The organism is Mesorhizobium sp. CNPSo 4661 (assembly GCF_057784215.1).
In genome coordinates this window covers 379,097-391,493 of the sequence record NZ_JBWGIO010000002.1, presented here as the reverse complement: position 1 = coordinate 391,493, position 12,397 = coordinate 379,097, and the positions used below count along the sequence as shown (strand labels likewise).

The 12,397-nt window shown below is 64.8% G+C and carries 10 protein-coding genes; 7 read left to right on the top strand and 3 right to left on the bottom strand.

What is annotated here, in order from left to right; translation table 11 throughout:
- The 7 genes from AC0YKC_RS03830 (at position 1) to AC0YKC_RS03800 (ending at position 8,641) form a co-directional block, all read left to right on the top strand.
- On the top strand, positions 1–2,196 hold the full coding sequence (locus AC0YKC_RS03830; RefSeq protein WP_320294276.1) for a hydantoinase B/oxoprolinase family protein: 2,196 nt from the start codon (positions 1–3) through the stop codon (positions 2,194–2,196).
- Between the two features lie 6 nt (positions 2,197–2,202).
- Positions 2,203–2,718 carry an acetone carboxylase subunit gamma gene (locus AC0YKC_RS03825; protein ID WP_320294277.1) on the top strand — a complete coding sequence of 172 codons (516 nt, stop codon included), beginning with the start codon at positions 2,203–2,205 and terminating at the stop codon, positions 2,716–2,718.
- A gap of 49 nt (positions 2,719–2,767) precedes the next feature.
- Complete coding sequence (locus AC0YKC_RS03820; RefSeq protein ID WP_320294278.1) at positions 2,768–3,538, top strand: glucose 1-dehydrogenase; 771 nt, start codon at positions 2,768–2,770, stop codon at positions 3,536–3,538.
- 18 nt (positions 3,539–3,556) lie between these two features.
- Complete coding sequence (locus AC0YKC_RS03815; protein ID WP_320294279.1) at positions 3,557–4,384, top strand: SDR family NAD(P)-dependent oxidoreductase; 828 nt, start codon at positions 3,557–3,559, stop codon at positions 4,382–4,384.
- Positions 4,385–4,459: 75 nt separating this feature from the next.
- A complete protein-coding gene (locus AC0YKC_RS03810; RefSeq protein WP_320294280.1) occupies positions 4,460–5,398 on the top strand; it encodes an ABC transporter substrate-binding protein in 939 nt (312 codons plus the stop codon).
- An 88-nt stretch (positions 5,399–5,486) separates the two neighbouring features.
- Entirely contained in the window at positions 5,487–6,548 is a 1,062-nt protein-coding gene (locus tag AC0YKC_RS03805) for a quaternary amine ABC transporter ATP-binding protein (RefSeq protein ID WP_488510169.1), read from the top strand.
- A complete protein-coding gene (locus tag AC0YKC_RS03800; RefSeq protein ID WP_488510167.1) occupies positions 6,545–8,641 on the top strand; it encodes an ABC transporter permease in 2,097 nt (698 codons plus the stop codon). The genes AC0YKC_RS03805 and AC0YKC_RS03800 overlap by 4 nt, the downstream gene beginning before the upstream one ends.
- On the opposite strand, the gene AC0YKC_RS03795 is transcribed toward AC0YKC_RS03800, so the two are convergent.
- The 3 genes from AC0YKC_RS03795 to AC0YKC_RS03785 all read right to left on the bottom strand — a co-directional run bounded on the left by AC0YKC_RS03795 (position 8,642) and on the right by AC0YKC_RS03785 (position 12,338).
- A complete protein-coding gene (locus tag AC0YKC_RS03795) occupies positions 8,642–9,925 on the bottom strand; it encodes an O-antigen ligase family protein (protein ID WP_488510164.1) in 1,284 nt (427 codons plus the stop codon).
- 25 nt (positions 9,926–9,950) lie between these two features.
- Positions 9,951–11,042, bottom strand: a complete 1,092-nt coding sequence (locus AC0YKC_RS03790) for an acyltransferase family protein (RefSeq protein WP_488510163.1) — start codon at positions 11,040–11,042, stop codon at positions 9,951–9,953.
- A 117-nt stretch (positions 11,043–11,159) separates the two neighbouring features.
- A complete protein-coding gene (locus AC0YKC_RS03785; RefSeq protein ID WP_488510161.1) occupies positions 11,160–12,338 on the bottom strand; it encodes a polysaccharide biosynthesis/export family protein in 1,179 nt (392 codons plus the stop codon).
- Positions 12,339–12,397 lie beyond the last annotated feature (59 nt).

The window sequence follows — 12,397 nt, the reverse complement described above, 5'->3', positions numbered from 1 at the left end:
ATGCTGGACAAACCCGCCTCTGCGCTGCGCATCCGCGAACGGCTGCTCGAATCCGAACGGCTGATGGAAGCGACCGGCTGCTATGACGGCATCACCGAGCTCCATCTGCGCAACCAGGATCCGCTGAAGTTCGAGACGCTGCACACCAAGCTGCGCGCCTATTGCGTCTCGGCCCGCGAGATGGCCCGGCGCATTTCCGCCTCGCCCGGCGTGCGCGAGGTCGGCGAGATGGTCGTCGCCATCTACACGCCGGAGGGCGACGCGATCGCGCTCTCCAACGGCATCATGGTGCATGTGCACACGATGAGCCGCTTCATCAAATGGATGATCCGCAACGGCTACGAAGAGAACCCGAAGATCAATGACGGCGACATCTTCGCCAACAACGACGCCTTCATCGGCACCGTGCAGGTGCCGGACGTGATGGACGTCGTGCCGATCTTCCATTCCGGCAAGCTTGTCGGCTGGGCTGGTGCCGTCTGCCACGAGCTCGAAGCCGGTGGTATCACGCCCGGCGGCGACGTGGCGCTCGCCCAGGAGCGCTTCACCGAAGGCCTGTTCGTCTGCGCCGAAAAGGTCGGCCAGAATGACGAGTTGCGGCGCGACTACGTTATCCGCTGCGAGCGCAATCTGCGCATGCCGATCTACTGGGTGCTGGACGAGAAGGCCAAGGTCGCCTCCTGCATCGACATGCGCGAAAGCGTCAAGGCGCTGATCGACGAGATCGGCCTCGACTACTGGATGCAGGTGTCGAAGGAATTCATCGAGGAGGGCCGCCGCGCCCAGCTCGCGCGCACCCGCCAGCTCACCGTACCCGGCATCTATCGCGGCCACACCTTCTACGGCCACGTCACCGCCGGCAAGCCGGGCTACCAGCCGCTCGGCGATCCCGACTGGCTCTACAACATCCCGATCGAGATGGAGATCACCAGCGACGGCAAGATCAAGATGGACTTCGAGGGCACGCAGCCCTGGGGCTATCATTCGATGAACTGCACGCCGGCCGGCATGGATGGCGGCATGTTCGTGACGCTGACCCAGCACATGAACTTCGAAGGCCTGGTCAATGACGGCGCCTGGATGGCGACCGAGCTGAAACTGCCGCACGGCACCTGGACCAACCCGGACAACGAAATGGTGGCGACCGCCACCTCCTGGGCGCTGCTGCTGCCGGCCTATGGCGTGTTCCAGCGGCTCCTGTCGCGCTCCTTCATCGCCCGTGGCTTCGTCGAGGAGGCCTTTGTCGGCCAGGTCAACAGCCCGATGATCGAGATGGGCGGCACCAGCCAATATGGCACGCCGTTCGGCATGGCGCATTTCGAATGCGCCGCCGCCGGCTCCGGCGCGCTGGCCATCAAGGACGGGCTGGACACCGCCTATGTCGGCTGGAACCCGGAATCCGACATGGGCAATATCGAGATCTGGGAACAGAACATGCCGATGCTCTATATAGGCCGGTCCATCGTTCCCAATTCCGGCGGCGCCGGCAAATATCGCGGCGGCTGCTCCTTCCTGTCGACCTGGCTCGTGAGCAAGACCGATCATCTGCGGCTGGTTACGTCCGAGCACTCGTCGCGCGTCTTCGACAATGGCGGCCTGTGCGGCGGCTATCCGGCGCCGACCTGCCAGAAGCATCGCGCGGTGCGCAACTCGAACATCTTCGAGCTGGCCGAGAACGGCGCGCCGCTGGCGCACCACACCGGCACCAATCCGTACCGCTCGGAGCTGGAAATGCGCCTCGAAGGCGAGCACGTGACAATGGAAGGGCCCTATATCACCGCGCCGCACAAGACGGGCGACGTCTTCAGCCATTCCTATAATGGCGGCGGCGGTTACGGCGACGTGCTGGAGCGCGACCCGGTGAAAACCGCCTGGGACGTCGAGAACGGCTTCCTCACCAGGCAAGCGGCTGAAGGCATCTTCGGCATCGTGCTCGACGAAGACGAGGAAGGCTTTCCGGTCGCCAATCTCGAAGCCACCAAACGCCATCGCGCCGAGATGCGGGCAAAGCGCCTGGCCCGCGCAAGGCCGGTTTCGGAATGGATCGCCAAGGAGCGCGAACGGGTGAAGGCGGCCGGTTTCGCGCCCGAGGTGAAGAAGATGTACGCCAGCGCGATCAAGCTCTCGCCGCGCTTCACCAAGGACTTTTCGACCTTTTGGGATGTCGATGCCAAATCGACCTTCGGCGTGGAGTAAGGGACCATGACCTCATACAGCAAGGAAGTCATCGCCGATCTGGTTGCCGGCACGCTGCCCTGGCCGCAGACGCGCCGCATCATGAGCGCCTACAAGGACGACGACCGTTTCTTCAAATATGTCGCGGTGCTGCAGGACCGCGTCGGCTGGAAGGACCCGATCCTGCTCCCCGTCGGCGACCATCTCTTCATCTGCCAGAGCGGCGACGAGCGGGTGACGAAATGCGAATGCGGCCATTCCTTCGGCGACTACCGCAAGAACTGGAAGCTGAAGGCCTCGATCATCGTGCGCGACAGCGAGGAATCGCTGCGCGAGATTTATCCCAACAGCGATCTGCCGGATCCGGACTGGATGGAAATCCGCGAATTCATCTGCCCTGAATGCGGCACGCTTCACGAGGTCGAGGCGGCCGCGCCAGGCTACCCGATCGTGCATGACTTCGAGCCCGATCTCGAAGGGTTTTATCGCGATTGGCTGGGCAAGCCGCTGGAGCAGAACAGAGCAATTCCAGGAAAAGTGTGAAACGGTTTTCCGTCCGGAATTGCGTCAACAGAGGAGGTTGATGCCGCTGATGGGTCGCGTCGCAGGCAAGGTGGCGCTCGTTACCGGGGCCGGTCTCGGCCTCGGACGGGCGTCTTCGCTTCTGCTGGCGGCGGAAGGCGCCAGGCTGGTCGTCAGCGACATCGATGAAGGCCTCGCGGGCAATACGGCGGCGGAGATCGTCAAGGCCGGCGGCGAGGCATTGGCGCTGCGCCATGACGTATCGAAGCCCGAGGACTGGCCGTCGGTCATGGCGGCGGTCGAGCAGCGCTTCGGGCGGCTCGACGTGCTGGTCAACAATGCCGGCATCGCGATTGCCAAGACGATAGAAGACACCTCCTTGGCCGAATGGCGGCGCACCATGGCGGTCAATCTCGACGGCGTCTTCCTTGGCTGCCAGGAAGGCATCAAGCTGATGAAGAAATCCGGCGGCGGATCGATCATCAACCTCTCCTCCATCGACGGCATCATCGGCGAGGCGGAGCTTGCCGCCTACTGCGCCTCCAAGGGTGGCGTCCGCACCTTGACCAAGGCGGTCGCCGTCCATTGCGCCGAACGGCGCTACGGCATCCGCTGCAACTCCATCCACCCGGGCTATATCTGGACGCCGCAGACCGAGAACTATTTGCGCGATCTGGGAAAGCTCGAGCAGGAGAAAGCCAAGGCGCTGTCGCGCCATCCGATCGGCTTCCTCGGTGAGCCGAACGACATCGCCTACATGGTCCTCTACCTCGCCTCGGACGAATCCAAATTCGTGACCGGCTCCGAAATGGTCGTCGACGGAGGCTATCTTGCAGTGTGAATATGGAGACCGCTTGCGATGACCAACCTCACCGGCCGCAGCGCCATCGTCACCGGCGGATTCTCGGGCATGGGTTTTGCCATCGCCACGGCGCTCGCCAAGGCAGGCGCCAACGTTGCCGTCGGCTCCTATGTGGCGACACCGCAGCCGGGCAGGGCGGATGCCGCCTATTATCCCGGCGCCGACGAGATCGAGCGCGTGAGGTCGGCGCTGGCCGCCCACGGCACCAAGGTGCATGCCGCCCATCTCGACGTCCGCGACAGCGCGCTCACCAACCTGTTCTTCGCGGAAGCCCAGGCGGCTGTCGGCCAGGCAGACATCCTGGTCAACGCCGCCGGCACCACGGCTGAGCAGCCGGTCTGCGGCCATTCCGACGAGTTGTGGGACAAGATCGTCGACACCAACCTCACCGGCGCGTTCCGCACCACGCGCGCCGTGCTGCCCGGCATGATCGGGCGCGGCTGGGGCCGCATCGTCAACATCGGCTCGACGGCGGCTTCGGTCGGCTGGAAGGACAACCCAGCCTATTGCGCCTCCAAGGCCGGCCTGCTCGGCCTCACCCGCTGCGTGGCGCTGGAAGGTGCGCCGCATGGCGTCACCTGCGTCATGATCAGCCCGACCTGGGTCGAGACCGAGCTGATGCGGCGCAATGTGGCGCAGGTCGTCGAGCGCGAAGGCAAGGGCCGCAGCGCCGAGGAACTGATGGACGAATTCAGGAAAGGCAATCCCCAGGGTCGCATGATGCAGCCGGAGGAGATCGCGGCGCTCGCCGTCTTCCTCTGCTCGGACCTGGCCAAGGGGATCACCATGGAGAATATCCAGATCACCGGCGGCGCCTTGTGGTAGCGTCGGTTGGGGGTGACCGGTCTCGTGGGAAGAGACCGGCTTGGAAGAAAGGCCATCAACAACAGGGGAACTGACATGAAAACGAAAAGTGCCTTGCAAGGGGCCGGAATTGGCCTCGCGCTGATGCTTGCCGCAACGACGGCTGGGCAAAGCGCCGATCTCGGCGCCAAGGACGAGCCGATCAAGCTCGCCATGCTGGAATGGACCGGCGCGCATGTCTCCACCCACATCGCCGGGCAACTGCTGCAAAAGCTCGGCTACAAGGTCGAATACGTCACCGCCGGCAATTTTCCGCAATTCTCAGGATTGGCCGACGGCTCGCTCAGCGCCTCGGTCGAGATCTGGCTCAACAATGTCGGCGACATCTATCCGAAGGTGCTGGCGGCCAAGCAGATCGAGGACATCGGCAAGCTCGATCTGAAGACACAGGAAGGCTGGATCTATCCAAAATTCATGGAGAAGGTCTGCCCCGGCCTGCCGGATTGGACTGCGCTGAACAAGCCTGAATGCGTCCAAGCGCTGGCGACGCCCGAGACCGCGCCGAACGGCCGCTTCCTCGATTACCCGTCCGACTGGGGCTCGCGCGCAGCGACCATCCTTGCCGACAACAACATGCCCTATACCGCCGTGCCGTCCGGCTCCGAAGGCGCGCTGGTCGCCGAGCTGGAAGCAGCGGAAGCCGCCAAGACACCGCTGATCATGATGTTCTGGGGTCCGCATTACGCGCTGGCCGAGAATGATGTCGGCTGGGTGACGATGCCGCCCTGCAAGCAGCAGACCAACGACCACTGCATCACGCCGCCTGACGTCGACAAGATCGTCTGGTCGGGCTTCGGCGCCAAATGGCCGGCGGCCTATGCCTTCCTCAAGGCCTTCAAGATGGATGCGACCGAGCAGCAGAAGCTGATGCTGGCGGTCGACAAGCAGGGCAAGGATCTCGACGCCGTCGTCAAGGAATGGATCGACAAGAACGAGGCGGTGTGGAAACCTTGGGTCGATGGCGCCAAGGGATAATTCCGCCGATGTGCCTGACAAGGGCTGAAGGCCACCAAGGTCCGGCTCCCGCGACGCGCGGGGCCGGGCTGGGCGCGGGCGGTTGCCGATGAACGCCGCCGCGCGCCCGGTAAAGCTTGCCTGCCGCAATGTCTGGAAAGTCTATGGCCGGCGTCCCGGCTATTACTTCGACTCGCGCGGCTATGTGATCGATCCCGACGCGCTGGCCGAACGCCTGCGCGCGGAAGCGCATCTGCCTGCCGTCGTCGATGCCAGCTTCGAGGTGGCGACCGGCGAGATCTTCGTCATCATGGGCCTGTCCGGCTCGGGCAAGTCCACGCTGGTCCGCTGCCTGTCGCGCCTCGTCGAGCCGAGCGCCGGCGAGATACTGCTCGACGGCAGGAACCTGCTCGCCGCCAGCGGCAAGGAGCTGATCGAACTGCGCCGCCACGCCATGGGCATGGTGTTCCAGAATTTCGGCCTGCTGCCGCATCTGAGCGTGTTGGGCAACGTCGCCTTCCCGCTGAAGATCCAGGGCAAGCCGGCGAAGGAGCGCGAAGCCCGCGCCCGCGAGATGATCGCGCTGGTCGGGCTCGAAGGCCGCGAGGCGTCCTTCCCGCACCAGCTTTCCGGCGGCCAGCAGCAGCGCGTCGGCATCGCCCGCTCGCTCGCGGTGGGGCCGGAGCTCTGGTTCCTCGACGAGCCGTTCTCGGCGCTCGATCCGCTGATCCGCAAGCAGATGCAGGATGAGTTCCTGCGCCTGCAGCGCATGCTGAAGAAGACCATCATCTTCATCACCCACGATATCGCCGAGGCCTTCCGCCTGGCCGATCGGCTGGCGATCATGCGGGACGGCAAGATCGTGCAGATCGGCCGCCCGGCCGACATCGTGCTCAACCCGGCCGACGACTATGTCGCGCAGTTCACCGAGGACATGCCGCTGCTGCACGTCATCACGGCCGGTGACATCGCCACGCCCGCCAATGGCGCGGCGCTGCCCGAACGGAGCGTCGCCGCCGACACCAGTCTCGAGGCGCTTATCCCGCAGCTCGCCTCCGGCGTGGCGGCGTTCGCTGTGCCGGGCGCCGGCGGCAGCCCGCCGACGGTGCTCAGCGCCGGCGCGGTGCTCGCCGTGCTGGAGCGCGAGCAGGCGAGGCGCACGCGCCCATGACGGCGCCGGCCGCGATCGCGCCATCCCCGCAAAGGTTCGCCATCGCGCCGGCCCTTGTTCCCTGGTGCGGTCTGGCGGTGCTGACGGTGCTTTGCCTGCTGCTGCAAACCGAGCTTCCCTGGCTGGTCAATTTCCCCAAGGAATGGACGCTGCCGCTGGCCACGTACATCAACGCCGTGACCGACGTGGTGGTCGCCGTCATCCAGCCCGGGTTCCGCGCGCTGTCCGCCCTGCTCGATGCGCCGATGCGCGGCGCGCGGCTGGCGTTCGCCTGGCTGCCCTGGCCGGCGGTGATGCTGGCAGTCGCCGCCCTGGCGCTGAAGTCGAGCGGCGAGCGGCTGGCGATCTTCGCGCTCGCCACGCTCGCCTATATCCTGCTGGCCGGCTATTGGCCGCAAAGCATGAACACGCTGGCGCTGGTGCTGCTGGCCGTGCCGATCTCGACCGTGCTCGGCTTCCTGCTTGGCGTTCTCGGCTACGCTCGCCCGCGCTGGCGTCCGGTGCTGCTCGGAGCGCTCGACCTGATGCAGACGGTGCCGGCCTTCGCCTATCTTATCCCGCTCTTGCTTCTGTTCGGCTTCGGTCCGGTGGTCGGGCTGATCGCCTCGGCGATCTACGCGACGCCGCCGATGGTGCGCAACACCATGCTCGGGCTCGACCGCGTGCCGGCGGCGATCAGCGAGGCCGGCCTGATGAGCGGCTGCACGCGTCGCCAGCAATTCTGGCAGGTCGATGTGCCGACGGCGCTGCCGCAGCTTCTCGTCGGCTTCAACCAGACGACGATGGCGGCACTGTCGATGGTGATCGTCGCCGCCATCATCGGCGGCTTCGAGGATATCGGCTGGGAGGTCCTGTCCTCCATGCGCAAGGCCGAGTTCGGCCAGAGCATCCTCTCCGGCCTCGTCATCGCCCTGCTCGCCATCCTCATCGACCGCCTGACCATCGGTTTCGCCAAGGCGCCGGAGACCGGGCCGACGCGCGCCATGCGATGGATGACGCCACGCCGGCTGGCCCTGTCTCTGGTAATCGCGCTGGCCCTCGCCGTCGTCATCCGGCTGGCCGCGCCCGATGCGACACTACTGCCGGAAACCGGGCTGCGCATGCAGATGGGCGCCGTCAACCAATGGCTGCTGGGGCTGGTGCGCGACTATGCCTGGTTCTTCAACGGTGTGCGCAATTCCGTGCTCTATTGCCTGCTTTTGCCGATGCGCGTCGGCATTTCGGGCTCGGCGACGCCGGCCATGTGGGGCTTCTCGCTGCCGCCATCGGCGCTGGCAATCTATGTTGTTGTGGTGCTGGCCTTGGCCGGGCTGGCTGCGCGCCGCTTCGGCTGGCGGGCGGCGGTCGCCGTGCTCGCGGCCGGCCTCGTTCTCTACACCGGCTTTCTCGATCTGCCCTGGCCTGTCTTCATCCTTGCGGTCGCCTTGCTCGCAGCCCAGGTGGGCGGGCGGCGGCTTGGGCTCTTCGCGGTGGCAGGCTTCGGGCTGATCCTGGTCAACGGCCTATGGCCGCAACTTGTGCAGTCGCTCTATCTCTGCACGCTGGCGGTCCTGCTTTGCCTCCTGGTCGGCGGCGCGCTCGGCACATGGGCGGCGCATAGCGACCGCGTCTCGCGCATCCTGAAGCCGATCTGCGACGCGCTGCAGACCATGCCGCAATTCGTCTTCCTCATCCCGGCGCTGATGTTCTTCAAGGTCGGCGAGTTCACTGCGCTGATCGCCATCATGCTCTACGCCATCGTGCCGCCGATCCGCTATGTCGAGCATGGATTGCGGCATGTGCGCGCCGACGTCGTCGAGGCGGTCGAACAGATGGGCGCAACGCCGATGCAGACCTTGCTGCAGGCCAAGCTGCCGCTCGCTCTGCCGGTCGTCATGCTCGGCCTCAACCAGACCATCATGGCCGCGCTGTCGATGCTGGCCATCGCCGCCCTTGTCGGCACGCGCGATCTCGGCCAGGCGGTCTATGTCGCGCTCGGCAAGGCCGATGCCGGCATGGGCCTGATCGCCGGCCTGTCGATCGCCTTCCTGGCGATCCTGGCCGACCGGCTGATCCAGGCAGCGGTCGCGCGTTCGGCCGTTGCTTCCCACTGATCAGATAGGGGCCGGCATGCGGCCACCGCCATGCCTCTCGTCCTCGGCGGGAATGGCTACCCGGCGGCGCCGGTAAGCCGGCAACGGGGTTAGCCTGAACAGGCCGTAATAGACGATGAAGGACGCCATGAAGTAGGGGCCGAGCATCTCGACCTCGAAGAACGAGCGGATCAGCATCAGCCCGATCGCGCCGGCAAGCACCACCGAATCGGCGCTCCACTCCCCGAACACCACTTTCGAGACATGGCCGTAGAAAGCGCGCAGGATGACCAGTGCCAGCAAGGTGACGCCGATGAAGCCGATCTCGACCAGCGTCTCGACATAGGTGTTGTGGAAATGGAAGCCGGAGCGGGTCGAGATGTAGAACTCCGCCCACAGCCGCTCCGGATCGGCAAAGCCCTGCACCCAGTAGGCGGCATAGCCGTAACCGAGCAGCGGATGCTGCTGCGCCGCCTCCCAGCCCTGCTCCCAGAGATAGGTGCGGCCGGTGAGCGTCGAATCCTTGCCGAAGAGGCCGAGCACGAGATCCAGCAGGCCCAGGTTGAGGGCCGCCACAACAGCCATCACCAGCGCGCCGGCGCCGATGATGAACAGCACGCGGCGATAGCGCAGCGATAGCACCTTGGTCATGGTAAGCAGCGACACGATGCCGATCACGGCCGGGAGCGAGGCCACCGACGTCGCCGAATGGGCGATTGCCAGCATATAGACCGACAAAAGCATGATCGGCGCGGTCCAGACGAAGCCCAGCCAGTTGCGCCGGTAGAAGACCAGGAACGCAAAGCAGAAGAAGATGCCGAGCGAGGAGAAGAAGCCGACCTGGTTCTTGGAACCAAAGGCGCCGACGAAATTGACCGTGCCGTCCATGATGTCGAGCGCGTAAGCGCCGACTCTCAGCGAATAGAGCAGAACGACGAAGATACCGATCAGCGAGCCCACCATCAGCGTGCGCACGCTGATGGTGCGCGCCGCGACATAGGCGCAGACGATATGCGAGGAATATTGCACCGCCGCGCGCGCGCTGATGCCCGCCGCCTGGGACCAGAACACCGAGAAGCAGACATAGGCCGCAAGCAGTATGGGCAGCCAGGCGGTGGAAAGTCTCCAGGTGAAGCGCCGGTAGTCGACGAAGAGCAGCGGCAGCCAGACGGCGTAGTAAGCGAGGATCAGGATCTGGCCGAAATTGGGCGAGTAGGCGAAAGCCACCATGGAAACCGCGACGGCGAAGGCGCCGTAGCTCTCGTTGCGGTCGGGATCGATCAGAATGGATTTAGGAATCTTCATAACGGATTTTGCCCGTTGACCCTTCTTAAGCCACGGCCCGGGCGCGCTGCATCTGCCGCTGCAGGAAGCGTCGGACAGGCTCGTCATAGACGCGCGTGGCGATGTCGGCGATGACGATGACCGAGGCCGCCATCACGAGGCCGAACCAGGGATGATGCGCGAAAGGATCGATCGAGAAGGCCTTGCCAGCCCCGGCGATGATCATCAGCATCGGCGTGTGGATGATGTAGATTGGGTAGGAAATCCGCCCGAGCCAGCCATAGAAGCCCGACAGAATCGGCGCGGTCGGCGCCACCGCGCCGGTCATCACCATCATCGGGAAGACGATGACGATGGCGGCGAGGTCGTAGGCGACGCGCGCGCCGCCGCCAGGTGCGATGGCGAAGACGGCAAGCGTCAGCAGGATCGCGCCTTCGACCCACAGGCCGCGTTGCAGGAAGCCGAGGCTGCCTTGCCAGCGCACCATCGATCGGCAGAGCAGCACGCCGAGGAAGAACGAGAAGGTGACGCGCGGCAGCCCGCTGAGGATCGTGTTGCCGGTCATGCCGAAGTCCAGCGTGCCGGCGAGGATCGAGGCGACGACGAGCAAGACGAGGCTGACGGCGACGATCCCCGTCAGCACGCGCCGTGACAAAAGCACGAAGACCGCGACATAGGCGATGTTGACGATGAGCTCGAAGAACAGCGACCACGAAGCGGGGTTGAGCGGAAAGATCGTATGGTAGGTATCGCTGACCAGCGGGATGAAGAGCATGCCCGTGGTCAGTTGCATGCCGATCTCGGACAGCGGCATGTACTCGGCCGGCATCAACCTGTTCTTGACCAGCAGATAGAAGAAACCGAGCAGCGTTCCGGCAAGGTAGAGCGGATAGAGGCGTATCAGGCGGATCGCAACGAAAGTGCCGAAGCCCATGCCGTTCTCGATCTTGCGGTCATAGGCATGCGCTATGACGAAACCGCTGAGCAGGAAGAACAGATCGACCGCCAGATAGCTCGACGGCAGCACCTTGCCGTCGGCCAGGAACGGCGAGAAGTGGTAGAGCATGACGCTGATCGCCGCCACGCCGCGGATGGCGTCGAGGTTCAGATACACGTGACGCGGGGCTGCGGGCTGCATGTTATGCCTTCAAGCGGTCCAAACAGATCGCCCGCCCGCGCCGTGACGCGAACGAGCCTGACTTGTCCCTCCCGTCTCCGCCCCTCGGCTTGAGTCGAGCAAGCCGGGCCGGCGACGCTACTGGCTGGCCGTCGGCGCCAGCTTCACCTTGATCACGTCGCCCGGCAGGACGGGCGTGTCTTCCTTGGCTTCGACCTCGTTCGTCTTGCCGTCGGCAACCCGCACCAGTGAATAGAGCAGGGCCGGTTCTTGACTGCCTGTGAGGGCGGCAGTCGTTGCCGGATCCGATGCCTGTGCGATCAGACCCTTCTGCATACCGACCCTCAAGGCTGCCTCATTCAGGTTCGCCTCCGTTTGCTGCCGATCGGCGGTGAGGCTCGAACCCAGTGTGTTGCGGGCATCGATGGCATCCTGCTCTGCCTTGCTGATCGACTGCTTGGCCGTGAGGATAGCCGTCTCATAGTCCAGGATCTTGCCTTGCAGGTCGGTGACCGTCTGCTGCGAGGAAAGCAGACGCGCATTGGCAACCAGGCCCTTCTGTGCCAGCGGACCTATGCTGTCGGCCTGCTGCGTCGCCAGATCGACCTGCTTCTGCTGGTTGGCGATCTTCTTCTGCAGCGATTCGATTTCCGACTGCAGAACACCCTTCAAATCATCGAGCGCATCGAGCTTCAGCTTGAGCGACTTCTGGTCGGAGACCAGGATCGCCGTTTCGTCGGCGACGATGGTCGGCAACCTGGAATCGCCCTGAATTTCCTGAGGCACCTCGAAAGTCGTTTTCCCGGCGAGGTCGGCGTCGATGCGGGCTCGCTTGACCATCAGCCGCAAGCGCTGGTCGTCATAGATTTCATAGCTGCCCTTGGCGGTGATCAGATCCTTTTCGATCTGCGGGCCATAGTCGGCATTGCGCCGGATGCCGCCGGCGATGCTGATTGCCTTGAGCACGGTCAGATCGGGCACGAAGGGAAACTGGCCGGGGTTCTGGACTTCGCCCGAAATGTAGAACGGCCGGAACTGCGCCATCTCGACCGAGGCTTCCGGCTTGTCCGGCAGCGCCAGCTTACGCTGCAGGGCGAGCCCGATCGCCGAGGCGACTTCCGCCGTCGTCTTGCCGGCAGCCTGCATGTCGCCGACGAACGGCACCGACAGCGTCCCTGCCGGGCCGACCGAATACTCGCCATTGATGGCCGCCCAGTCGCGGAACGTGCCGTCGACGGTCTGCCATTCGGCAACACGGATATTGAGCTTGTCCAGTGGGCCGAGCTGATAATCGCCGGCGGCTGCAAGCTGCGGCATGGCCAGCGATCCCGCAACAAGCAACGCGCCCGCGAGGCGGGCGGTTGTCCTGGGCATGA

Excerpts from the sequence above, each read along its gene's own strand:
- AC0YKC_RS03820 (WP_320294278.1), top strand. The coding sequence starts at position 2,768 with ATGGGTCGCGTCGCAGGCAAGGTGGCGCTCGTTACCGGGGCCGGTCTC.
- AC0YKC_RS03810 (WP_320294280.1), top strand. The coding sequence starts at position 4,460 with ATGAAAACGAAAAGTGCCTTGCAAGGGGCCGGAATTGGCCTCGCGCTG.
- AC0YKC_RS03790 (WP_488510163.1), bottom strand. The coding sequence starts at position 11,042 with ATGCAGCCCGCAGCCCCGCGTCACGTGTATCTGAACCTCGACGCCATC.
- AC0YKC_RS03795 (WP_488510164.1), bottom strand. The coding sequence starts at position 9,925 with ATGAAGATTCCTAAATCCATTCTGATCGATCCCGACCGCAACGAGAGC.
- AC0YKC_RS03825 (WP_320294277.1), top strand. The coding sequence starts at position 2,203 with ATGACCTCATACAGCAAGGAAGTCATCGCCGATCTGGTTGCCGGCACG.
- AC0YKC_RS03800 (WP_488510167.1), top strand. The coding sequence starts at position 6,545 with ATGACGGCGCCGGCCGCGATCGCGCCATCCCCGCAAAGGTTCGCCATC.
- AC0YKC_RS03815 (WP_320294279.1), top strand. The coding sequence starts at position 3,557 with ATGACCAACCTCACCGGCCGCAGCGCCATCGTCACCGGCGGATTCTCG.
- AC0YKC_RS03805 (WP_488510169.1), top strand. The coding sequence starts at position 5,487 with ATGAACGCCGCCGCGCGCCCGGTAAAGCTTGCCTGCCGCAATGTCTGG.
- AC0YKC_RS03785 (WP_488510161.1), bottom strand. The coding sequence starts at position 12,338 with ATGCCGCAGCTTGCAGCCGCCGGCGATTATCAGCTCGGCCCACTGGAC.
- AC0YKC_RS03830 (WP_320294276.1), top strand. The coding sequence starts at position 1 with ATGCTGGACAAACCCGCCTCTGCGCTGCGCATCCGCGAACGGCTGCTC.